The organism is Sphaerospermopsis sp. LEGE 00249 (assembly GCF_014299995.1).
GTDB lineage: Bacteria > Cyanobacteriota > Cyanobacteriia > Cyanobacteriales > Nostocaceae > Sphaerospermopsis > Sphaerospermopsis kisseleviana.
Window position 1 is genome coordinate 23428 of record NZ_JACJUZ010000022.1, and the last position, 24864, is coordinate 48291.

21 protein-coding genes are annotated in these 24864 nt (G+C 38.2%); 13 read left to right on the forward strand and 8 right to left on the reverse strand.

Features of this window, described 5'->3' with window-relative positions; all coding sequences use genetic code 11:
- Nucleotides 1-564: 564 nt before the first annotated feature.
- The 8 genes from H5968_RS09855 to H5968_RS09890 all read left to right on the forward strand — a co-directional run bounded on the left by H5968_RS09855 (nt 565) and on the right by H5968_RS09890 (nt 8753).
- Complete coding sequence (locus H5968_RS09855) at nt 565-1545, forward strand: cytochrome c oxidase subunit II (RefSeq protein WP_187039815.1); 981 nt, start codon at nt 565-567, stop codon at nt 1543-1545.
- Nucleotides 1546-1657: 112 nt separating this feature from the next.
- Nucleotides 1658-3337 carry a cytochrome c oxidase subunit I gene (gene ctaD, locus H5968_RS09860; protein WP_187039816.1) on the forward strand — a complete coding sequence of 560 codons (1680 nt, stop codon included), beginning with the start codon at nt 1658-1660 and terminating at the stop codon, nt 3335-3337.
- Nucleotides 3338-3437: 100 nt separating this feature from the next.
- On the forward strand, nt 3438-4034 hold the full coding sequence (locus H5968_RS09865) for a heme-copper oxidase subunit III (RefSeq protein WP_137667010.1): 597 nt from the start codon (nt 3438-3440) through the stop codon (nt 4032-4034).
- 206 nt (nt 4035-4240) lie between these two features.
- Nucleotides 4241-4810: a Uma2 family endonuclease gene (locus tag H5968_RS09870; protein WP_187039817.1), complete on the forward strand. Its 570-nt coding sequence runs from the start codon at nt 4241-4243 to the stop codon at nt 4808-4810.
- A 90-nt stretch (nt 4811-4900) separates the two neighbouring features.
- The gene (locus H5968_RS09875; RefSeq protein WP_187039818.1) at nt 4901-5356 is read left to right on the forward strand and encodes a DUF29 domain-containing protein; all 456 of its coding nucleotides are present in this window, start codon (nt 4901-4903) and stop codon (nt 5354-5356) included.
- Nucleotides 5357-6037: 681 nt separating this feature from the next.
- The gene (locus H5968_RS09880) at nt 6038-8218 is read left to right on the forward strand and encodes a DNA phosphorothioation-associated putative methyltransferase (RefSeq protein WP_187039840.1); all 2181 of its coding nucleotides are present in this window, start codon (nt 6038-6040) and stop codon (nt 8216-8218) included.
- A gap of 68 nt (nt 8219-8286) precedes the next feature.
- Entirely contained in the window at nt 8287-8526 is a 240-nt protein-coding gene (locus H5968_RS09885; protein WP_096565808.1) for a type II toxin-antitoxin system HicB family antitoxin, read from the forward strand.
- Nucleotides 8527-8567: 41 nt separating this feature from the next.
- Nucleotides 8568-8753: a type II toxin-antitoxin system HicA family toxin gene (locus tag H5968_RS09890; protein ID WP_370569763.1), complete on the forward strand. Its 186-nt coding sequence runs from the start codon at nt 8568-8570 to the stop codon at nt 8751-8753.
- 144 nt (nt 8754-8897) lie between these two features.
- Here H5968_RS09890 and H5968_RS09895 read toward each other — a convergent pair whose 3' ends face one another.
- The 3 genes from H5968_RS09895 to H5968_RS09905 all read right to left on the reverse strand — a co-directional run bounded on the left by H5968_RS09895 (nt 8898) and on the right by H5968_RS09905 (nt 10704).
- On the reverse strand, nt 8898-9254 hold the full coding sequence (locus tag H5968_RS09895; protein ID WP_187039819.1) for a tellurite resistance TerB C-terminal domain-containing protein: 357 nt from the start codon (nt 9252-9254) through the stop codon (nt 8898-8900).
- A gap of 16 nt (nt 9255-9270) precedes the next feature.
- Complete coding sequence (locus tag H5968_RS09900) at nt 9271-9870, reverse strand: Uma2 family endonuclease (RefSeq protein ID WP_187039820.1); 600 nt, start codon at nt 9868-9870, stop codon at nt 9271-9273.
- A gap of 255 nt (nt 9871-10125) precedes the next feature.
- Nucleotides 10126-10704 carry a hypothetical protein gene (locus H5968_RS09905; protein WP_187039821.1) on the reverse strand — a complete coding sequence of 193 codons (579 nt, stop codon included), beginning with the start codon at nt 10702-10704 and terminating at the stop codon, nt 10126-10128.
- A gap of 230 nt (nt 10705-10934) precedes the next feature.
- Here H5968_RS09905 and H5968_RS09910 point away from each other — a divergent pair, with 230 nt between their 5' ends.
- From H5968_RS09910 to murI, 4 genes are all read left to right on the forward strand, one after another.
- Entirely contained in the window at nt 10935-12338 is a 1404-nt protein-coding gene (locus H5968_RS09910) for a cation:proton antiporter (protein WP_187039822.1), read from the forward strand.
- A 903-nt stretch (nt 12339-13241) separates the two neighbouring features.
- Entirely contained in the window at nt 13242-15101 is a 1860-nt protein-coding gene (locus H5968_RS09915) for an N-acetylmuramoyl-L-alanine amidase (RefSeq protein ID WP_187039823.1), read from the forward strand.
- Between the two features lie 391 nt (nt 15102-15492).
- Nucleotides 15493-17382, forward strand: a complete 1890-nt coding sequence (locus H5968_RS09920) for an N-acetylmuramoyl-L-alanine amidase (RefSeq protein ID WP_187039824.1) — start codon at nt 15493-15495, stop codon at nt 17380-17382.
- A 364-nt stretch (nt 17383-17746) separates the two neighbouring features.
- Nucleotides 17747-18601 carry a glutamate racemase gene (gene murI, locus H5968_RS09925; protein ID WP_187039825.1) on the forward strand — a complete coding sequence of 285 codons (855 nt, stop codon included), beginning with the start codon at nt 17747-17749 and terminating at the stop codon, nt 18599-18601.
- A gap of 107 nt (nt 18602-18708) precedes the next feature.
- Here the strand turns inward: murI and H5968_RS09930 are convergent, their stop codons facing one another.
- From H5968_RS09930 to H5968_RS09945, 4 genes are all read right to left on the reverse strand, one after another.
- Entirely contained in the window at nt 18709-18984 is a 276-nt protein-coding gene (locus tag H5968_RS09930) for a transposase (protein WP_255427096.1), read from the reverse strand.
- 404 nt (nt 18985-19388) lie between these two features.
- A complete protein-coding gene (locus H5968_RS09935; protein ID WP_187039826.1) occupies nt 19389-20723 on the reverse strand; it encodes a tetratricopeptide repeat protein in 1335 nt (444 codons plus the stop codon).
- A 567-nt stretch (nt 20724-21290) separates the two neighbouring features.
- Complete coding sequence (locus H5968_RS09940; protein WP_187039841.1) at nt 21291-21485, reverse strand: transposase; 195 nt, start codon at nt 21483-21485, stop codon at nt 21291-21293.
- Between the two features lie 731 nt (nt 21486-22216).
- A complete protein-coding gene (locus tag H5968_RS09945; protein WP_137667182.1) occupies nt 22217-22396 on the reverse strand; it encodes a hypothetical protein in 180 nt (59 codons plus the stop codon).
- An 859-nt stretch (nt 22397-23255) separates the two neighbouring features.
- Here H5968_RS09945 and sds point away from each other — a divergent pair.
- Entirely contained in the window at nt 23256-24227 is a 972-nt protein-coding gene (sds, locus tag H5968_RS09950) for a solanesyl diphosphate synthase (RefSeq protein WP_096565828.1), read from the forward strand.
- Nucleotides 24228-24303: 76 nt separating this feature from the next.
- Here sds and H5968_RS09955 read toward each other — a convergent pair whose 3' ends face one another.
- Nucleotides 24304-24795, reverse strand: a complete 492-nt coding sequence (locus tag H5968_RS09955; protein ID WP_187039827.1) for a hypothetical protein — start codon at nt 24793-24795, stop codon at nt 24304-24306.
- Nucleotides 24796-24864: the final 69 nt, after the last annotated feature.

Here is a 24864-nt window from a genome sequence, read left to right on the forward strand (position 1 = left end):
ACATCAGCATCACTGATTGATGAAAGTTCATTTAGAGGGGAATACTCAATCCTTACCTAACTTTACCTAATTAGTTAAAAAAATATTAAAAATTTTAGGATTAACAAAAACATAGATTTAAACTTGTTAGGGTTCATTACCTTAATGATAAAATTATGGTGATTTTAATGAGAAGTTAACCAAAATCTAAAATCCCATGACTGATTAATTCTGTTGCCATAATTAATCATAAAGAAGGCTAATTGTATATAAATTGAGTTTTTGAGTCAAGGTAAACAGAAGAAAAAATATAATTTGTAATATTTTTGTAATATTTATGAGCAAGATGTGAAAAAAATCTGGAAGTTTACCCAATTTTGATGACTTACAAGTTAGAACGGTAATAAGTAAAAATTGAGGAGTCAGGAGTCAGGAAAAAAGGTGACAGGTGACAGGTGACAGGTGACAGGTGACAGTAAGAAGAGAATGGTATCTCATGTTTAAGAATGAATTTTTCTTCTTCTAAGACCCATACCCGACACCCAACTTCCATTGATAATTGTTAATTGATAAAGAGCAGGTAGTATGCAAAAAGTTCCTGTGTCATTGTGGACACTATTAGCGGGGATGTTCATTGCCCCTATTAGTATTTGGATAGGTCAACATCATCATTTATTACCAGAACAAGCATCACAACAAGCGCCTTTGGTGGACGGCTTTTTTAATGTCATGTTTACCATTGCGATCGCACTATTTTTAATAGTGGAAGGCACAATCTTAATTTTCCTATTTGTCTACCGTCGTCGTACTGGAGACAATAGTGATGGTGTACCGATAGAAGGCAACTTAGCATTAGAAATATTTTGGACAGCTATTCCCAGTGTCATTGTCATTGGTTTAGGTATCTACAGCGTAGATGTTTATAACCAAATGGGAGGTTTAGAACCAGGTACTCATCCTCATCATGTTGCTCATGTTTCTGGTACGGCAATGGCAGCTAGTATGAATGATAATTCTCAATCTCAATCTTTAGCTGCTCCTAATATTGGCATCGGTGCAAGTCCCCAAACTAAAAATAAACCAGCAGACTTGGTAGTTGATGTTAAAGGAATACAATTTGCGTGGTTATTTAACTATCCTGAAACCGGCATAGTTGCTGGAGAACTTCATGTTCCCGTCGGTGCAGATGTGCAGTTAAATTTATCCGCAGATGATGTTATTCATTCCTTCTGGGTTCCCCAATTTCGGTTAAAACAAGATGCAATTCCTGGTGTACCCACAGAACTAAGATTTGTAGCTACAAAACCAGGTGTTTATCCCGTAGTTTGTGCTGAATTATGTGGTGGTTATCATGGATCAATGCGGACACAAGTTGTAGTTCACAGTCCAGAAGATTTTAATAACTGGTTAACCGAAAATCAGTTGGCACAAAAACAAGAACCACAGCAAATTATAGCAGTCAATCCTGATAATTTATCACCTTCTGAATTTCTTGAACCTTATGTTCAGGAAATGGGAATAAATGTAGAGAATATTCAGTCATTAGTAGAAGAAGGTAATAGGTAATAGGTAATAGGTAATAGGAAAGAAATGATCTGATGATTTATTCTTAATTATCCTGACTCCTGACTCCTGACTACTGAAAAACCAAAATCTAAAATCTAAAATCCAAAATCGCATGACCCAAACAGAATTTTCACCCAACATACCACCAGATAATAGTCAACAAAAGACTTTACTGGTTGCCCATACTCAACATCTCCAAGCTTGGAAATGGTATGATTATTTCACCTTTAATATTGATCACAAAGTGATTGGTATTCAATATTTGGTGACAGCATTTATATTTTATTTAATTGGTGGTTTGATGGCCGTGGCTATCCGCACCGAGTTAGCCACACCAGACTCCGACTTACTTGATCCAAATCTGTATAATGCCTTCATGACAAATCACGGAACAATCATGATCTTTCTCTGGATTGTTCCTAGCGCGATCGGTGGTTTTGGTAATTATTTAGTACCCTTAATGGTAGGTGCTAGAGATATGGCATTTCCTAAATTAAATGCCATTGCTTTTTGGTTAAACCCCCCCGCAGGATTACTATTATTAGGTAGCTTCTTTTTCGGTGGTTCTCAATCTGGATGGACAGCTTACCCACCACTAAGTTTAATCACTGCTAATACCGCGCAAACAATGTGGATATTAGCGATAGTCTTAGTAGGAACATCCTCAATTTTAGGATCAATAAACTTCGTCATCACCATTTTAATGATGAAAGTTCCCAGCATGAAATGGGATCAAATTCCTTTATTTTGTTGGGCAATTTTAGCAACATCCATCCTGGCACTTTTATCTACACCAGTCTTAGCAGCAGGATTAATTTTACTGCTATTTGATATTAACTTTGGTACATCATTCTTCAAACCAGATGCAGGTGGTAACGTCATTATTTACCAACATTTATTCTGGTTTTATTCCCACCCCGCAGTTTATTTAATGATCCTGCCAATTTTCGGGATCATGTCAGAAGTAATTCCCGTTCATGCACGAAAACCGATATTTGGATATAAAGCGATCGCCTATTCCAGCGTTGCTATTTGCGTCGTTGGTTTATTCGTTTGGGTACACCATATGTTCACCAGTGGAACACCCGGATGGATGCGAATGTTCTTCACTATTTCCACATTAATAGTAGCCGTTCCCACAGGAGTCAAAATATTCGGTTGGGTGGCAACTTTATGGGGTGGAAAAATTCGGTTTACCAGCGCCATGTTATTCGCCATTGGTTTATTATCAATGTTCGTCATGGGTGGTTTAAGCGGCGTAACAATGGGAACAGCACCCTTTGACGTTCACGTTCACGATACCTATTATGTAGTGGGACATTTCCACTACGTTTTATTTGGTGGTTCAGTCTTTGGAATTTACGCCGGAATCTATCATTGGTTCCCCAAAATCACCGGCAGAATGATTAACGAAACCTGGGGAAGAGTTCACTTTGCTCTCACATTTATTGGCACAAACTTAACATTTTTACCCATGCACGAACTTGGATTACAAGGAATGCCACGCCGAGTTGCCATGTATGACCCCCAATTTACCAGCTTAAACCAACTTTGCACCATCGGCGCATTCATTTTGGGTATTTCCGTCATTCCCTTCGCTTACAACATCATTAATAGCTGGCTAAAAGGAGAATTTGCAGGAGATAACCCCTGGGAAGCATTGAGCTTAGAATGGACCACCAGTTCCCCACCAATAATTGAAAACTGGGAAGTTTTACCCGTAGTCACTTATGGTCCTTATGACTATGGCCATAACCATGATAAATCATCAGTAACAGAGACTGTAGCTTAAAACTTAGAGGTACGCGAAGGTAAGCAGAGTATTTTAAAACTAATTCTTTGCGCCTTTGCGTCTTTGCGTGAGACAAATCAGAATTTATTAGGAAAATAGCATGACAGCAATTACAACCAGCGAAAATCACACCAGTGAACACGAACAACACCCAGATTTAAGAGTTTGGGGACTATTAACTTTTTTAATTTCTGAATCATTAATGTTTGGTGGATTTTTTGCCACCTACTTATTTTTTAAAGGTACTACCGCAGTCTGGCCACCAGAAGGAACAGAAGTGGAATTATTAGTACCTACAGTTAATACCATCATCCTCGTTTCTAGTAGTTTTATCATTCATTTTGGTGATAAAGCAATCAAAAAGAATAGCGTTGGTTGGATGCGGTTTTGGTACTTCATTACTTTTTTAATGGGTGCAGTATTTCTAGTAGGGCAAGTTTATGAATACATGAACTTAGGTTATGGTTTAACTACCAATGTTTTCGCTAACTGCTTTTATTTAATGACAGGTTTTCACGGACTTCATGTATTTGTGGGACTGTTATTAATTTTAGGTGTTTTTGTGCGGTCTTTCGGTCCCAATCATTATAATTCCATGCAACATACTGGCATTGAAATGGCGGAAATTTACTGGCACTTTGTTGATATAATTTGGATTATTCTTTTTACTTTGGTTTATCTGATGAATGCTTTTTAAGTTGGTAATAGGTAATGGGTCATGGGTAATGGGTAATGGGTAATTATTAACTCTTTACCTTTTACCTGATTATACATCTTTCACAACTGTGAAAACATCATCCAATCACATCCTGAAAATCCTTAAATCCTGGACATCCTGATTCTGACAATTAGCCGTAATTCTGCTATAATCATAATGACTTCAATATAATCGGTGACAGTATAATGATTACCACTGTTGAGCGTCGTTATAGTTTAGATGAATATCGCGCCATTGAAGAAAAAGCTGAAACACGCAATGAGTATCATGATGGAGAAATTGTACCCATGCCAGGAGGATCACTCAACCACAGCCGTATCGGCCGCAATATATTAACATATCTTACATATCTTCTGCGTGATAGTCAGTTTGAACCAATTAATAGTGATTTACGGTTATGGATTCCTGAATATAAACGCGGATTATATCCAGATGTGATGGTTTTTGATGGTGAACCACAATTAAATGAAAATCGCAATGATGAAGTTTTAAATCCTACTTTAATTATAGAAGTATTATCCCCTTCGACGGCAGATTATGACCGACAAAGTAAGTTTAGAATGTATCGTTCAATTAGCAATTTTTGTGAATATTTATTAGTTGAACAAGACGAAGTTTTTATAGAAAAATACAGTAAACTGTCTCAAGGTTGGTTATTCAGTGATTTTAATAATTTAGAAAAATCTATTTCTTTAGATTCAATTGGGGTTGAATTACCGATAGCAGAAATTTATCGCGGTGTTGTTTTTGATTAGATCCCCGACTTCTCAGATCAATCCTCTAATTCATGATAAAGTTCTCAAAGAAGTGGGGGATCTTGGAGTTAAAAATATGAGAGAAAGATTATGAAAACTACATTACTAAATTTATCAGAATCTCTCTACAACCAAGATTTTCATCTTTGGGTAGAATCAACTATCAAAATATTACAACAAAAAAGATTTGATCAATTAGATATCGAAAATTTAATTGCTGAAATAGAAAGCATGGGGAATAATGATAAAAAATCAGTTAAAAGTAACCTGAGAATTTTATTAATGCACTTACTCAAATGGCAATATCAACCAGAAAAAAGGACAAATAGCTGGCGTACAACAATTAAAGAACATCGTAACAGATTAGAGGATGATTTTGCAGATAGTCCTAGTTTAAGGAATTACTATTTAGAAATATTCAATGAATGTTATCAAAAAGCGAGAGACTTAGCTGCTTCAGAAACAGGTTTATCTATATCTGTGTTTCCTGGGGAATGTCCTTTTAATTCTGACTTGGTTCTCAAATCTGATTTTTTCCCAGAATAAAAAGCGGGTTTTTACTAATATTTTCAACACCCAAAATGTGTCTTCTGGGATTACAAGCCAAAACATGGGTTAGGCGTTTCTGTGCATTGATACCAACATTCTCGCATTTAAAGTGAATGTTTGAGTGGTTTATTTGACACACTACCTTTGATTTTGCCACTCTTCAGATGTACGGAATCTGTTCAAAATTCCAATAGGAGTCCTATATTTAGGGGTTGCTGAGAAAGTCTTTCCGTGAGGGCATAGGAGTCAGGAGTCAGGAGTCAGGAGTCAGGAGGAGATTTGAAAATTTCTTTGCCATCTCTTGAAATCCCAAAAAATGCACACTTTTTCCGGTATACCCTTCAAAACCCTTGCACTAATTTCTGTGTTTATCAGCCTCTAACCTTTGATATATCAAGGTTTTAGGTTTATTCAGCAAACCCTATTTATTTATTGTGATATTAATCTCAGTTCAGACTCACTTGGTTAATAATAAATCTTATTATTGACAAAAAAGACAAAATCATAATTTATTATGGGAGAATTACTATCAAAACTGGGTTAATAATTATTTTTGACCAATAATTTCCAATTTCCATAATTTCTGGATTGTCAAAAGCCTACTTAAAATTCCGGCTAATCAATCTAAAATCTAAAATCTAAAATCGAATGACTGGCAGTTTTCTGCTAATGAGTGCAATGGTTAAGCCTGAGAACAACTTGAACACCTTTAAAGAAATTTGCCAAACGTCCAAGCAGATAGAATTTAGCACCATCGCTGCTTGCTGCTATAACAGTCAATATGGCAAACTTCTCCCAGATGCTTTTTACATTCATCTTTCTGCGCTGCATACACTGGATGTCCAACTTCAGCAATATGAAAGTCTAGCTCGCAGTGTCGCACCCCAAGCGGAACTGGCAACAATTGTTAAATTTAGCACGAATAAACCCAAGGTTTCTTACTTATTTTATCCTGATTTTGATACTGATCCTCATCCAGCTTTACATTCTAGTATTCAAGTTGATGTAAAAACTCTGACTTTTAATTTCAGAGATTATACAGATACAGATAATCCGCCTATTCTTCACCGTAAGGAGACTTTTGTTACTCCTGATTATCCTTTGTATGAAGAGTTTGCCAATTTAACTCGCGCTCAAGTAGCGTTAGGTTTACTCTACAATACTAGGGGTATTGGTACTCGGTTGGGTTGGGAAGAAAAGTTAAAAAGATACGGAGTAGAAATACAGGGACATACTTTAGTTATAACAAAAAATAACAACACAAATAATAATTCAGCAGATTCAATCCCAACAATACCTAAAATTGAAAGACATAAAGCTGCTATTATCCGTCATGATTTTTCTCGACCTTTGCGTTTAGCTTTAGATGCAGGTTTGTTTGGTTCAGAAACCACCTTTTTTGATTATGGTTGTGGACATGGTGGAGATATGCAGCGCATCGCAGATCAAGGTTATGTCAGTAATGGTTGGGACCCTTATTATTTACCAGACGCTCCCCGCATACCTGCGGATATTGTGAATATTGGTTTTGTGATTAATGTTATTGAAGATCAAGGTGAACGTAGGGAAGCATTAATAAAAGCTTGGGAACTGACGCAAAGAGTTCTGTTGGTATCTGCTCAGGTGTTAATATCAGACTCTCAGAAAGGTATAATGGCTTATGGTGATGGTGTGATTACTAAGCGTAACACATTTCAAAAATATTATGAACAAGAAGAATTAAAAGTTTACATTGATCAAGTTTTGGAAGTTGATGCTATTCCTATAGCTTTGGGGGTTTATTTTGTTTTTAGAGATCCTGCGGAAACCGAATTATTTCGCGCTTCTCGTTATCGTTCTCGCGCTACTACTCCTAAAGTTAGAGCTTGTATTCAAAAGTTTGAAGAACATCGAGAATTGTTAACACCTTTGATGAATTTTATGACTGACCGGGGTAGAATACCTGGTAAGGGAGAGTTAGCCCAAGAAGAGGAAATTTGTCAACATTTTAGTAGTTTAAGACGAGCTTTCCAAGTGATTATTAAAGCGACAGACTCAGAAGAATGGGAAGCGATCGCAGATAAACGTCGTCAAGATTTATTAGTTTATTTAGCATTAACAAAGTTTAGTCATCGTCCCAGATTATCAAAACTACCGCCAGCAGTTCAAGAAGATGTTCTAGGATTATATAGTAGTTATAAACAGGCGTGTTCAGATGCGGATCAAATGTTAAAAAGTGTGGGAAATAGAGAATTAATTATTAAACGTTTTCAAGAAAGTAAAATAGGGAAAAAATTAAATAATTCTCTTTGGGTTCACATTTCTGCGTTACAAGCACTTGATCCTTTATTACGATTATATGAAGGTTGCGCTAGTCGGACTATTGGTAGGTTAGAAGAAGCAAATGTGATTAAATTCCATTTGCAAACACCAAAGATTTCCTATTTGTGTTATCCTGATTTTGATACCGATCCTCACCCGACATTATATAGATCAATGAAAGTTGATTTACGGGATTTACAAGTTACCTATAGAGAATATGATGTTGATGATGATCTGCCGATATTGCATCAATTAGAAACTTTACTAACTCCTGATTATCCATTGTATGATAAGTTGGTAAAATTAACGCTTCAGGAAGAGGAAAGAGGACTGTTGGAAAATTGGCAAAGTATTAGTCATCTTTCAGGGTGGCAGAAATGTTTAAAGGAACATTTTACTGTGATTAAGGGATATAAATTATATTGGTGTAAAGATGCTGATCCTTATAAGTTGAAGTTGTTTAAAAATGCTATGAATAATCGGAAAAAAGAGAGAGAAAAGGAAATAGAAGTAGTTGAAAATGGGGATGTTGCGGGGATAGATGCTGAGAGGAATTAGTTGTAGTTTTAGAGGATATTTGAAAAGATGGTTTATAATGAAAAAGTGATTAATGAGGAAATTACAGTATGAGTAATCATAGCAAACAAGTTTATAATTACACCGTTATTCTGGAAAGAGAACAAGAGGGAGGATATCATGCTTTTTGTCCTCTTTTGAAAGGTTGTCATTCTCAAGGAGATACTTTTGAAGAGGCGATCGCTAATATTCAAGAAGCTATTGAATTATATCTTGAAAGTTTAATAGCTGATGGTCAATCTATCCCTAAAGAAGATATTATTGTTAAGCCATTAAGTGTTTTAGTATGAGTATTTTTCCGAGTGTCAAAGCTAAATAATTTATTAAAGTTATTGAAAAAATAGGTTTTTATTTTGATCGTCAAAAGGGAAGTCACGCGATTTACAAGCATAATGATGGGCGTAGAGTTGTGATTCCTATTCATTCGGGTAAAGATATTAAACAAGGTACTTTAATGGGAATGATTCAAGATGTTGGTATGGATAAAGAACCATTATTTAATTTGTTAGGAAAATAAGATTTATTGTGACTTCCAAATTAGAACAGTAGGGTAAGTTAGCGACAGCGTAAAGCACCGAATTGATGATATAATTGAGGCGTTACATTGGGTTTGTAGCTTGTTTTGTGAAAAATTATCACCACCCAACGCACCCTACAGGCTTTATATCATTGTTTCGACCATTAATAAATAGTCATTAGCTATTTTTGGTATTTCATTATTTGTCTCAATAATTATTTCTCCCAGGGTATCATAGGCTATTTTATTAATATCATCAATTAGTAAGCTGGGCATGGTAATATTTCTTTCGGCAATTTTTTTGATCGTATCTTGCAGGTTTTCTTGTGTAGCTATTGCTGTTAATATTTCTATTTGATCCTGAGATATTTTTTCTCGGAAGTTTTGCCATTCTACGTTTCTATCATCTCTCTGATATTGAAATCCTTCATATATTTCAAAAGTGGATTTTAATCGATCTAGTAATGATTGAGTTTTATCTATAAATTCGCGCAAGTCCATAGTTGAGAATCCATATTTAAAAAGACAATTCTTGAAATAACTCTGTCAAAGGAAGATGAAAATTAGGAATCACATCTTCTCCATCAAGACTATCTTCTAATTGTAAAAGCTGTGATGGCTTAGGTTTGCGATAAACTAATACACATTCTTCATCTGGCAAAATCACCCATGCTAAACGAGTTCCATTTTCAAAATACTCTACTAATTTATTATGAATTTCCTCAAAAGTATTATTAGGAGATATAATTTCTACAGCTAAATCAGGAGCGCCATCAAAAAAACCCTTGGGTAATCTCTTTAAACCTTGTAATCTTTCTTTATCAATAAAAGCCAGATCAGGGGATCTTTTGTTACCAGTTTTCATTTTAAAAGCAGTGCTAGAATCGCAAGTTATACCAAGTTTATGTTCGCGCACAAAACCAGTTAAAAAATATCCGAGAGTTAGAGCTAAATAACCATGTTCTAAACCTGAATTTGCCACAATAACTAGCTCTCCATCCACATATTCATAAAGATTTCCGTCCTCCTTTAATAACATAAACTGCTCATCTGTCAAAGTTTGATGATTAGCTGAAGGTTGAATTAATTCAAAATTTGTGGTTGTAATTTGTGTCATTAGATTTAACTCCACAGTTAATGATCAGATACCCGACTTCTGATTGATAATATTTCGTAGTGAGGACTTTAGTCCTCAAATGAGGAATAAATTCCTCACTACAAACTACTCAATCACAATAGGAACACAGGTATAATAAAAAATTATACCAAAAATAAAATAATTGTCACCTGATGTTCACTTAATTTTCACTTAATTTTCACTTAATTTTCACCGGGCGATCGCCTCAAACAATTCCCCTAATTCCCAGAAACATCATATCTCCTTCGCCAACTTCACCCAATGCTCAATCCCCTTCTTCGTCGGTTGTCGCACATCCCCAAACGTCCAAATATCCCGTTTATGCTGCAATCCATAACTAACATGAATCGGTCTAGTGCTACCATAAAAATACAAAGAATCAAAAGGTAACTTATGCTGTAAAATCCAATCTACCAAACATTCACTAGGTAAATCTGCAATCATAAAATCACAAGCAGCACCCAACCTTTCACAATAATATTTACCATTCTTGTTAATTTCATAACTGATATGCTGATCTAACTTAGGTGCAACCCGACCATTTTTTTCACCCGTTAATGGATCTTTTTTCTCCAAAAACTTTTTTAAATCAGCAGAACAAAAACCATAAGTTAAAATAAACTTGTCCCTGCCGTAATTATCAATAACAGGATCAATGATCAACTTATTTAAATCTTGTAAAGCCGGAATAGTCTCTAGAATATTCTGAGGGAAAGGGTTGATATATTGAGCATATTTTTGATAAGTCTGAGTACAGGTACAAAAATCTTCTAAAGTCAGGTATTTACCTAGTTTCAGTTCTTTCTTATTCATTCCTAGCACCCTTTAGCAAGTAACATCATCATTGTTTACAGCCACACCCTACATAGACCTATCTAATCTATACAATACAATTTACCCTCTACTGAATTTATATATTGTATTAGCAGAGTAAATATATTAAATAACTTATCGTTTGTGTTAGGACTGCCAATACATCAAGACCTATGAAATAGTTTCCATAACAAGGTACAAATAACTAAAGAAGGATATTCACAGAACCAATGCAGTTTTTGAACACAATCAACTTTACAGTTCCCCTATTGGCTAATGCCACAGCCACAGAACCCGTAGACAGTACAATGGTAGTAGCAGCCGTGCTACTGAGTTTAGTAGTAATTTATTTCGCCAGCAAACTGGGAGGCGAACTATCCAACAAAATCGGTTTACCACCCGTTTTAGGTGAACTCGTTGGTGGTGTGATCATCGGTACATCTGTTTTGCATCTGTTGGTATTTCCAGAAGGAGGTACAGACAGTTCCAACTCCTTAATTATGACATTCCTGCAAATCACCGCTGGTTTAACTCCAGAAGCAACTCCCCAGGTTTTTGCAGCACAGTCAGAGGTAATTTCAGTTTTAGCCGAACTGGGTGTAATTATCCTGCTGTTTGAAATTGGCTTGGAATCTAATTTAAAAGACTTAATGGAAGTCGGTATCCAAGCTTTTGTAGTCGCAGTAGTGGGCGTAGTAGTACCCTTTGCCGCAGGTACAGCAGGTTTAATGATCATCTTTGGTATCAGTGCAGTACCCGCAATTTTTGCCGGTGCAGCTTTGACAGCTACCAGTATCGGTATTACCTCCAAAGTGCTATCAGAAATAGGAAGGTTAAATTCCAAAGAAGGCCAGATAATTCTCGGTGCAGCAGTAATAGATGACGTATTGGGAATCATCGTTTTAGCCGTAGTTGCTAGTTTGGCCAAAGATGGCGCAGTAGATGTAAGCAACGTCATTTATTTGATCGTGAGCGCCACAGCTTTTCTGATTGGAGCAGTTATCCTGGGTAACGTTTTTAATAAAACCTTTGTGGCGATCGCTGATCTACTCAAAACACGCGGTGGAGTAGTTATCCCAGCGTTCATTTTCGCCTTCATCATGGCCTACATTGCTGATGTCATCAACTTAGAAGCAATTCTGGGAGCATTTGCAGCAGGTTTAGTTCTTGAAGAAACCGATAAACGCAAAGAACTACAAAATCAAGTTCTTCCCATTGCGGATATGCTAGTTCCAGTTTTCTTCGTCGCCGTCGGCGCAAAAACCGACTTAGGAGTTTTAAACCCAGCTATTCCCACCAACAGAGAAGGTTTAATTATGGCAATCTTCCTGATCACAGTCGCCATTATTGGTAAAGTGATCACAGGTTTGGCTGTATTTGGTCAACCAGGTATTAACCGTTTAGCCATCGGTGTGGGTATGATTCCCAGAGGTGAAGTAGGTTTGGTATTTGCCGGTGTTGGTGCAGCTAGTGGCGCTCTCTCAAAACCACTAGGAGCAGCAATCATTATGATGGTAATTCTTACTACCTTCTTAGCTCCTCCTTTGTTAAGATTCGTTTTCCCCGAACCAAAAACCGCCGCTACTGTAGATGGTGCTACAGATCCATCATTAATCGGGAGCAACGGCAAATGATGGCAGAATGGAACTCACCTCAAATTCTCAGGAGAGTCTGAATAAGTAAAAGCAGTCTTTGTCCGGTTTGTGCTTGTCCATAATCAACTATGGACAAGTATCTTTTGGCCAATTTTTTCCATGACGGAAATTTCTATAACTGTTTCTTTTTGGGAACTCTAACTATGATATAGCAGTCTGATTTAATTCATGAACACAGCTTCTTTTCAAACCGCACACACAAAACCTGTATTTAGAGTATTAATACTTAACAGAAACTTATATTTCTCGATCACCGTCTTCTGCAATAGTCAAATTTCTTTGGTATTTCGGTTTTTATAATCTTGCTGATGATGTTGGTTTCTACCTGTCCTTCATTCACCTATTATATTCTCAATATTTATCCAGTAATTATGGATGAGCATCCGGCAACTTAACTAAGTCGGCATGAAAAAAACAAGTTATGTAACAAAATGTAAAATGCCTAAAAACCTCATCCCTCCTGCCTTCTGCCTCCTGCCTTGCCACAACGATAAATTTCAACGCCTACCTACTTAACTTCATTACGAGATCATAGTGGGTATTTTCCAAGATGAGGATTCAATAACACACTTAAATATGATTGTTATTTCCAGAAACACAGAGAATAAAACACTGGGAACTAGGTACAATTAAGAACCAGCAAAGTCCAGGGAGAGGTTAATCATCTCATGACCACAGACAACTGACCATTGACTAAACAAAAAAATTTTAATATCAAATATTAGCGGCTGAGAATAACCTGGTATTAGAGAATAGTAATCAAAAAATCCCCAATTAAAAACCAAATTATTATCAGTGGTGACAGTATGCAGATTTGCCAAAAATGTGGAATTGAGATATTGATGACTTTACTTTTATAAATGTAACTCAGGAGAAATAACTTTGAAACTACACTACTTATTGCCCAGTACTGTTGGAACAGTTCTTTTACTATCTTCCCCCACCTTAGCCGCCAAATTGGAATCTTGGCGATTTGATAAAAATCTCAACCGCTTAGAAATTAATACTTCTGGTGCTGTACAACCCCAAGCAAAACTAATTTTTAACCCCACACGCTTGGTAATTGATTTACCAAACACTCAATTTGGGCGATCGCAAACCCAAACCATAGGCGGAGCTATTAGAGCAGTACGGATTGGACAGCTTGATCCACAAACAACCCGCCTAGTTATAGAACTCACCCCCGGTTATACCCTCAACCCCCAAGAAGTTAAATTTGTCGGCATCAATCCCCGACGCTGGACAGTACAACTACCCAAGCCAGAAATTGAAGAACTACCGCCCACTGCTAGTAATAATACATATAATTTAGCCACCATCGATTCCCAAAGTTCCCCAACTCAACCGGAATTTTCCACAGCAGCCAATATCACACTAGGAACTACTCAAATTCAGAGAGTACAAACAACAGGAGATGGGTTTTTTATTCGTACCAGTGGCGGTAATCCTCAGATTAAGGCCAATCGTAGCCTTGATCGCACCACCATATTTATGGATATTGCCAACGCTACCCTATCACCAGAACTAACACAAAAAAATTTAGCCATCAATAAACATGGTGTCAGCCGCATTGAATTTACCCAACTGCGAACCACTCCCAGCAGTGTCCGCATGACATTACGGTTGGACAAAAATAGTCCCGATTGGGAAGTAATAAGCAGTAGTGCTGGCGGATTGGTTCTATTACCAACTAAAGGAGTTGTGCGCTTACCTCAAAGTATTAGTCCATCAACACCTGTTTCCACCCCTAACAAACCCATAGTTGCTAATAACTCCCCAGCCACTATCGAGTCTGTAGAATTAGCTGGTAATGGCACACAACTACTAATTAGAGCCGATCAAAATTTATCCGCTACTGGTGGCTGGGATAGAAGCTCTGGACTATATCGCATCACCATCGAAAATGCTAAATTAGCTCCCAGAGTCCAAGGACTGTCCCTAGAAGCCAATAGCCCCGTCCTGAGAGTCAGGTTGCAACCCCAAGCCCCCAACACCGTAGTTATTTTTGTCCAACCAGCATCAGGAGTCAGAATTGGCGAACTCAACCAAGTCGGTAACGAACTTTTAGCTTTACAATTAGAAAGATATCGTCAAGTTAGACCCCCCATTAGCCTACCCCCCTTACCATCTCCCAACAGCGGGCAATTACCAGATCCAAATATCAAGAATCCCCAGCCACGTCCCCGCCCCTCCGTTCCCAAAGGTAAATTATTAGTGGTGATTGACCCTGGACATGGTGGTAAAGACCCCGGAGCAATTGGTATTGGTGGAACACGAGAGAAAGATATAATTTTACCTATTAGCCTGAGAGTCGCAGAAGTTTTACAGCAAAACGGAGTACAAGTGCTATTAACAAGGGATTCTGATTATTTCGTCAGCCTCCCCGGACGAGTACAAATGGCAGAAAGAGCTAACGCGGATGTATTTGTCAGCATTCACGCCAATTCAGTCGGTCTCAATCGTCCCGAAGTTAGTGGTTTAGAAACTTATTATTATGACAGTGGCTTGGGCTTGGCTCGTGCCGTTCATAATAGAATTCTCCAAAGTGTCAATGTTAGAGACAGGAGAGTGCGAAAAGCTAGATTTTATGTCCTTAGAAAAATTTCTATGCCCTCAATTTTAGTAGAAACAGGTTATCTCACTGGTAGGGAAGATATTGCTAAACTGAGAAATCCAACTTATCAAAATCAAATGGCTGAGGCGATCGCTCAAGGTATTCTTCAGTACCTGAGACAAAGATAAGTAATTTCTAATAATTCAGTAAGTCAGTAGAGACGTTCCGGTGGAACGTCTTTCCGGTGGAACTTTTCTACTCAGGAGAATTATCAAATCAAGAATTACAAGAATTAAAAGATTCGAGAATTTCACAAAAATATCAAACATAATACTCACAGTCTTAGTTCTTCTGCATTCTCTATTCTCCTGTATTCGTTGAGCGTCGCTCGTTAGCTCTAAAATTGATTTGCCTGACGACAACATGGCACAATCAAAAACATAAGCTATAATATTACGCCATTAACTGTGGTGTCTGGCTCCCAGTGCCAAGCGCCAGTGTGGACGGGAAAGGTGTGAGGATTTACAAGGATGTTGAAATATTTACGGATTCCATGAATGCAAATCAGGAGTAAAAACTTTGAAACTACAGTGGTTAATACCCAGCACTGTCGGCACTATCTTATTAGTATCATCGCCAGCTTCGGCAGCTAAACTAGAATCTTGGCGATTTGATACCAATCAAAACAGACTAGAAATCAACACATCTAGTCCTGTACAACCCCAAGCGCAACTCATTTTTAACCCTACTCGGTTAGTAATAGATTTACCAGGGACTAGCTTTGGTCGTCCCCAATTAACCCAACAAATAGGCGGAGCAATTCGCGCTATCCGCATTGGACAGTTTGATCAACAAACAACACGGGTAGTTGTAGAACTGAATCCTGGTTATACTATTGACCCCAACCTAGTCAAATTTACACCCTCTACTGGTAGTCGCTGGATTGTACAATTACCAAATCTAGAAGCTGATGTAGTCCCTGTAACCGCTTCTGCCAATCAACCCCCAGGAGAAACACCAACACTCACCCCCAAAAATACTTACAACATGGTGACAACAACTGCTGTCAGCATACCTAACCAAGACATAGCCGCTAACACCAGTGGGGGGATAGTTCAAATTGAACATTTGCGAATTACAGGAGATGGTTTTTTTGTTGATACCAGTGGTGGTAATCCCCCCCCAAATATATTTAAAATTCAAGTTAATCGCAGCGAAGATAACCGCACTATAAATGTTGACATTGCTGGTGCAGCTTTATCACCAAATCTAGGACAAAGAGATTTGTTGATTAATCGCTATGGTGTTAAACGCATCCAGCTTACCCAATTAACAAATAAACCACCTACTGTCCGCATGATCTTACAGGTGGATAGTAACAGCCCCGACTGGCGGGTAACAACCGGCAGTAATGGTGATTTTATGGTATTACCTGATCGTCTTGCCGATCTGTCTAAAATTAAAGAAAATCAATCCCCTGTACAAAATGTTAGCAATTCCCCAGCCACTATTGAGTCTGTGGAATTAGCGGCTAATGGTACACAATTACTCATTAGAGCCGATCAAACTATATCCGCTACCAGTGCTTGGGATAGAAGTTCTGGTTTATTTCGGATCACTATTCCTAATGCTAAATTAGCTGGTAAGGTAAAAGGACCTGCTTTTGATGCTAATAGTCCTGTGCTGAGGATACGCCTACAACCACAAGCGCCTAACAATGTAGTTGTCTTGGTTCAACCTGCATCGGGTATAAAAATTGGCGAACTTAACCAAGTGGGAGAGCAAATAATAGCTTTGCAATTACAAAACTATCGGCAGCTACAACCGCCTATTACTCTACCTCCTTTACCTAGAAACCAAGGACAGCTACCAGACCCAGTTATCGAAAATCCTCAACCACAACCTCAGCCACGCTTCTCAGTTCCCAAAGGGAAAGTTATAGTAGTGATTGACCCCGGACATGGCGGTAAAGATTCGGGCGCTCCCGGTTTGGGCGGTTTGTTAGAAAAGGATGTCATTCTGCCCATTGGTAAGAGAGTAGCGCAAATTTTGCAGCAAAATGGCGTACAAGCTGTAATGACGCGAGATGCTGACTTTTTCGTAGAACTACAAGGAAGGGTAGATATAGCTAATAGGGTAAATGCGAATTTATTTGTGAGTATTCACGCCAATTCAGTTGATAATCGTCCCGATGTCAATGGCTTAGAAGTATATTATTACGACAGTGGTTATGGTCTGGCGGAATCTGTTCGCAAGACTATTCTCCAAGATATTAGTACCATCAAAGATAGAGGCACACGTAAAGCCAGATTCTATGTACTTAGGAAAAATTCTATGCCAGCAATTTTAGTTGAAACAGGTTACATGACTGGTCGTGAGGACAATCCCCGTCTAGGATCTCCAGCATACCAAAATCGCATGGCTGATGCGATCGCTCGTGGTATCCTCAATTACCTAAAGCAACGATGAGGTAATTGGGGACTGGGGACTGGGGACTGGGAATAAGTTTTTACCAATTACCAATTACTAATTAGGGTTTGCTGAATAAACCTAAAACCTTGATATATCAAAGGTTAGAGGCTGATAAACACAGAAATTAGTGCAAGGGTTTTGAAGGCTATACCGGAAAAAGTGTGCATTTTTGGGGATTTCAAGAGATGGCAAAGAAATTTTCAAATCTCCTCCTGACTCCTGACTCCTGACTCCTATGCCCTCACGGAAAGACTTTCTCAGCAACCCCTAATTACCAATTACCTATCATTAGTAGTCAATAAGCAAATTGTCTGCTAAATTCTGTATTTTAAAATAGCAACATCTAAATCAATATTTGCCTGTGTTTTCATCTTCCATTTTTGAAGGTAATCTTGACAATTTTTCGGATCAAGAAGCTCAACGCTCTCCCATTGGGGTGTTTGACAGTGGTGTAGGTGGGCTGACGGTACTGCGACAAATCTATAAACAACTTCCCAATGAATCAATTATTTATTTTGGGGATACTGCTCATCTTCCCTACGGTATTCGTTCACAAGCTGAAATTTTACAATATGTGAGGGCAATACTGAACTGGATGCAGCAGCAACGGGTGAAAATGGTGATTATGGCTTGTAACACTAGTTCTGCTCTAGCACTGGAAAATGTCCGTCAAGAATTTAATTTTCCCATTATGGGAGTAGTCTTACCAGGTGCAAAAGCAGCAGTACAAATGGGTAAGCGAATTGGTGTCATTGCTACCCCAGCTACGGCTAAAAGCAATGCCTATCGTCAGGCAATGATGGAAATTAAACCTGATGTCCAAGTCTGGCAAGTTAGTTGTCCAGAATTTGTCCCCCTAATTGAGCAAAATCGCATTCACGATCCTTATACTACTGAAGTTGCTAGTGCTTATCTTGAACCTTTACTTAAACAGGAAATTGATACTTTAATTTATGGCTGTACCCATTATCCACTTCTAGCACCTGTATTACGATCGCTCCTCCCTGCTCACGTCAAGTTAGTTGACCCTGCTGTTCATGTTGTTACAGCTTGCGCTCAAGACTTAGACTTATTAAACATCAGGAATAATCACCTACCAATGCCTACTCGCTTTGCTGTCAGCGGTTGTCCTCAACAATTTGCTCAGTCTGGATTACAGTGGTTAGGCTATACCCCTCTCGTAGAAAAGATACACTTGACTGATGCTACTGTCTGATTCATTTACGGTGAACACATCTGAACATTGATCAACAATCCTCAATATGTAACGATTGCATCACCAGTCGGTGAAGGAGGAGTCCGATACTTTTTTGCTAACTAATGCTAACAAATACATAAGTTGAGATTTTCTCTCAACCAAGGCGTATCAACCAATGCACGAAGATAAATTCCTCGCGCACCATTCAAATCTCGGTTCATAGCTTTACCATCTATCCGAGATTTGATGATTTTAGATACCCCTAGATTATTGATAATTTCACCAGTCCAACTTACTGTTTTTGAAGTATATGCTTCATTGATATCAACTACTATCTTATGAAACTCGTTAGCTTTGTGCTTGATAAATTTCTTGAATTTGTAGTGACTTAAAGTAAGCATTTGTCGAACTGATTTAGACCTAATTCTTCTCTTAGCTTTTCTAGACATGATAGATGTCTTAAAAGTAGGAAGTAGAATCACATCAAAATTATCAACCAAAAATCTAGCGAGTATAGAAATAAGTCTATAAGTAAAACAAACTTACTAATATAAGCAGAGATTATCAAAAAGCCCAAAAGTCTTATTCTTGCGTGGGGCGAATGATAAGTTGAAAAAAAAAGCCGTCCTCTCCTGTGGAAACCAGCACGATATCGCAACCCTTCCGCCCCTGTAGTCAACGAAATTCAGGAAACATCAACAGGGATAACGGGATAGAACAGAACTTCAACGATAATTTTCCCACTCCCTCGCCAGTTGCCAATAGAGTGTGTAGACTATGCGGTGATAAAAAGCGATCGCCAGTTTTAACGTCCCTGAATCCGCCTTATATTTTGTAAAACTTCTAAATACTTTCCCATATCCTCTTTTTGTAAATAAAAGTTTGCAGCTTGGGTAAAATCAACTATTGCTCCCTGTTCATCTCCTAATCCCCACCGAATCGTTCCCCTAGCACTGTAGAATATTGCATCATTAGGATTAATTTTGATAGCTTGGTTAACATCAAGTATTGCTCCCTGTCTATCTCCTAAGTCAGAACGGGATATTCCCCTCCAGTAGTATGCGTATGCATCATTAGGATTAATTTTGATAGCTTGGTTAAAATCAAGTATTGCTCCCTGTCTATCTCCTAAGTCAGAACGGGATATTCCCCTCCAGTAGTATGCGTATGCATCATTAGGATTAATTTTGATAGCTTGGTTAAAATCAAGTATTGCCCCTTGTTTATCTCCTAAGTCAGAACGGGTTATTCCCCTCCAGTAGTATGCGCCTGCATCATTAGGATTAATTTTGATAGCTTGGTTAAAATCAAGTATTGCCCCTTGTTTATCTCCTAAGTTATAACGAATCAATCCCCTAACGCTGTAGGACATTGCATCATTAGGATTAATTTTGATAGCTTGGTTAAAATCAAGTATTGCTCCCTGTTCGTCTCCTAAGTTAGAACGGGATATTCCCCTCCAGTAGTATGCGTATGCATCATTAGGATTAATTTTGATAGCTTGGGTAAAATCAAGTATTGCTCCCTGTCTATCTCCTAAGTCAGAACGGGATATTCCCCTCCAGTAGTATGCGTATGCATCATTAGGATTAATTTTGATAGCTTGGTTAAAATCAAGTATTGCTCCCTGTCTATCTCCTAAAATTGAACGGGACATTCCCCTCAACCTGTATGCGTCTGCATAATTGGGGTCAATTTTGATAGCTTGGTTAAAATCAAGTATTGCTCCCTGTTCGTCTCCTAAGTTAGAACGGGTTATTCCCCTCAACCCGTATGCGCCTGCATAATTGGGGTCAATTTTGATAGCTTGGGTAAAATCAAGTATTGCTCCCTGTCTATCTCCTAAAATTGAACGGGACATTCCCCTCAACCTGTATGCGTCTGCATAATTGGGGTCAATTTTGATAGCTTGGGTAAGATCAAGTATTGCTCCTTCATAATCTTTGTTTTGATATTTATTTTCAGCTTGAGAATAATAAACTTCTGCCTGTGAAGATGGTTTCCCCTGTTTTAATTTCTGAAAATTTAATTGATAACTTTGCTCATCCTTGAGTCCTTTGTTAATATCACTATTGTTTGCATAGACAGAACCAACTTGAATCTGTAACAAAACCGCAGTAAGAGCAAAATATTTAAGCATTATCTATTACCCAAAACATTTTTTATAACTAGAATAGCAGACATAATGATACGTTGCAATTCGTGGTAATATAGCTGTAGCCAGGTTGATTAGGACGCTGCTTGCTTGAGAGGTTGTTTGAAAAGTTTTAGATGGTGACTTTATAAACTTGCAGATCCCCCCTAACCCCCCTTAATAAGCTATCCATTGTAAACATCTTTCTTAACAATCTTAAAACCTATACTTGGTAAAGGTTTCAAGACTTTTGAATTTACCTGATCTTGACAAAATGCACCTCATCTTTATTGGTAAAAACCTCATTTTAAGCTGTTGTGCATTTAATTTGTATAAGTGGAACAGGCATCTTGCCTGTTAAACAAGAGTTCAGAACATTAGGGTTATACAATTTAGCTGTGTAACAGCTTATTGAGAATCAGCAACGGAGGATTAAGGGTTGGGGGTCTGCAAGCGATCGCTCTCATGAATGTTAAGAAAGATGTTTATAATGGATAGCTTATTAAGGGGGGAACTAGAATCAAAGTCCCCCTTTTCAAGGGGCATTTAGGGGGATCTAAAATTTTTGATACATCATGAGGGACTTTTAAAACATCCTCTGAGAACAATTTCCATTGCATCACGTAAATTGTCTGATGTGGATAAAAGCTTGCGAAACCTACTTTTCAAAGTAGCCCAACACTTTTCAATTCGATTGAGATCAGGTGAATAAGGCGGTAAGTAAACTAACTGACACCCAGCCTCTTCAATTGATAATTGATACAGCAGATTGCGAGTAAATGAGGTGCAGTAAGAGAGGGTGCATCAAAGAGAAAAATGAAAGCATATTCTATCGATTGGCGGGAAAAAATAGTCAAAGCGTATGAACAAGGGGACAATGACTTTCCTGCCAGTGTTCAAAGCTATCAGGCACGGCGCAATGCCGATCAGTATTGATTCTAGCATTTTCTCATTGATACTTCAAAAATCTAGGCTTGTTGGTGCAATATTCAACATTGTTTAGTAAATAATCAATCAGGACAATACTCCTAAGTCATTAATCATTAGTCATTTAATTTTAGATTTTAGATTTGTGTTAGCGAAGTCCAGGCATCGCTTATATTATTTTAGATCAATTGTTTTGTATTTCTTCTTTTTATAACCAGCTTGCTTGTGAATTAGGAATACCAAACAACTTTCATCCAAAATCCAAAATCCAAAATCTAAAATTTCATTGACTATTAACTACCTGCTATATAAAACCTAGACAAAGCTAGACTTTACTTTCTACTTCAACGGGAGCATGGGAGCAGTTATCCCTCAGTAGACTTGCACGCCTTAGCCAGACGCGATATTTCTCAAGTTAAGATTTACAAGAAAGACTACCGCTATCATTGCTTGGTTTTCGCGTTGGCAATAGTCTTAATTCAATACTTGATATCGTAGGATTATATATCAAGTGGGCGATTTTCTTAACTCACTTATGTCAATGCTTGTCAACATAAGTATAGTTTTGTCTATCAAATAGTCAGCTTAGGACTACCTCTTTCCTGCTGGTGTTGCTCCTGAATAACCGCAGTCCCACTTTTAATAACACTATTTCTACCTGTTCGCTTTGCTAGTGCTAATAATAAGTAGACTGTAAATAAATATCCAGCAGCTAAAATAAAGATCATCATAGGCATATTTCCATAAATCATTGTTCTACCAACTCAACTTTCAAAGGACTATAAAATTGCATACACAAATAGTAGAACTTCAGCACATCAAGCACATCCTTGATTGCTGTAGTAGGCTATGCAAAGCCGACCAGTAGAGTTTTACTTCTCTCTGGTTAAACAATTTATTATTTGATTAAGCTTTTCACATACCAGACATCGAACAGCAGTTAATTTGCTACATAGCAACTTAAAACTGCGCTCCTCAGCAGTCTACCTAGTCTGCCTTATTCAACCCTCACACCAATCAAGTAAGAGCTACACTTATGATCAACGTTAGCTGAGGATGTGTAGTGGCTTTCTTAAGAGAAAGCATATCATCTAACTCAATAGGATTGCTGCCGCACAGCAAATCGTTAGGAATCATTTCCTTCATTCTGTCGGCGACTTGTTATTTTAGACTCACAAATCCAATGAGTAAAATCACCTATTGATGATTAACTGTTTTTTGGCAGTGAATATCTGAAAAATTTAAAATTCCTACACATTAGCGTAACACAACAGACCTGGATTTTCAGCTACCTTCTGGACTAAATTTCAAATTTTCTCAATGTTGACAGACAAGTTTTGCTGAATTATCCTATCAAGGATAATTATAGTATGATTTTTGACAATTAAAATATGTAAAAAATGCGTTTTACTGAATATTGCTTCATTCTCTTCTTTTCGCATCTTCCTTGACTCCTGGGCTTTTTTCCAAGATATAAGAGAAGCTACTTGTGCTGATCCGAAAAGTATGGTTTGGGATTCCTGGATGAAAACTTGGCGCTGGATATGGTTTATCTTAAAATGAGTAAAGGATATGTAAACTTTCGTAACCAAAGTCAGAGTCCGCCCATCCATGACCCCAGCCACCTCCCTGTTTACCCCTGTGGAAGCAGACCTGCAAATACTAGCAGATAACCTCACACAGCTAGTTGGAAACCGCCACCCCATCCTCTATGCAGCAGCCGAACATCTATTCGGTGCTGGGGGCAAGCGCATTAGGCCAGCCATTGTGCTGCTGATATCGCGGGCAACCATGCTAGAACAAGACATTACGCCTCGTCATCGACGATTAGCAGAGATTACGGAAATGATCCACACAGCCAGCTTGGTACATGATGATGTAGTGGATGAGTCAAATGTACGCCGTGGCGTTCCTACGGTTCATAGCTTGTTTGGCAATCGTATTGCCGTACTGGCAGGAGATTTCCTCTTTGCTCAATCTTCCTGGTATTTGGCAAATCTGGATAATTTGGATGTAGTTAAACTGCTTTCAGAAGTAATCATGGATTTGGCCGCTGGGGAGATTCAACAAGGGCTAAATCGTTTTGATACTAATCTTTCTACGGAAACTTACCTGAAAAAGAGCTATTACAAAACAGCCTCATTAATTGCTAACAGCTCTAAAGCTGCGGGAATATTGAGTAACGTTTCCCCAGAGACTGCTGAAAACTTGTATAACTACGGTAAGCATCTGGGTTTAGCCTTCCAAATAGTAGATGATATTCTAGATTTCACTGGTTCAACAGATACTTTGGGTAAACCAGCGGCATCGGATCTTAAAAGTGGTAATCTAACTGCACCAGTGTTATTTGCTCTAGAAGAACAACCTTGCCTGGAAGCGCTAATTGACAGAGAGTTTGCCCAAGAAGGGGATTTAGAGCAGGCACTGAAGCTGATTGCTGATAGCCAAGGCATACAACGGGCCAGAGAATTAGCCGCTCATCATGCCAAGGTATCATCTGAACATATTGCCATCTTAGAACCCTCAGAATCACGGCAAGCATTAATCAGCATGACCGATTATGTATTAAGTCGGCTTTATTAAGCATTTTGGATTTGAGATTTGAGATTTTAGATTCTATCCAAAATCCAAAATCCAAAATCCAAAATCCAAAATTGATTCAGGCGATATCTGGAGGTACTTGCTTACTCAGTATGTGTTCTTGCAGTTTCTGTTCAATCATCTTTTGCAGGTCAGTGCGCTCGACTTCCATAGCGTTGCTGGTTGTTCCAGGAGTCTCAAAAAAAACTATACTATCTACTGGTTCTAATGCCACCAGTTGAAACAAAATATGAATTACAGGCATGGGTTTAGCCACTGCTTGAGGGCTGACCCCAATAGATGAAACCAGGGAAACATCCTGTAATCTAGGAAAGGCGTAAACTACCCGCTTTTCCTCTGTTGTTCCTTTTAGGGCTGCATTAGCCTTGTGCTTCAATGTAGTTAAAACCCAGCGTTCCTGCAAATTTTGGAGAATATAGTATTGAGAGTGTTGTAAATTTTGAGCGATCGCTCTCAAAACAGGCGCAATATTAGCCACAAGTTCTGGTGTCAGACCATCTTGGGGTGCATTATCAATTAACAGTTGAATTTGTGCTTCTAAATTTTTCATGGCTTGTAAATGGTTCTTGATTAATGTCCAAAATTATGAATGCGAGGGACTGGGTTATTAACTGCTCCC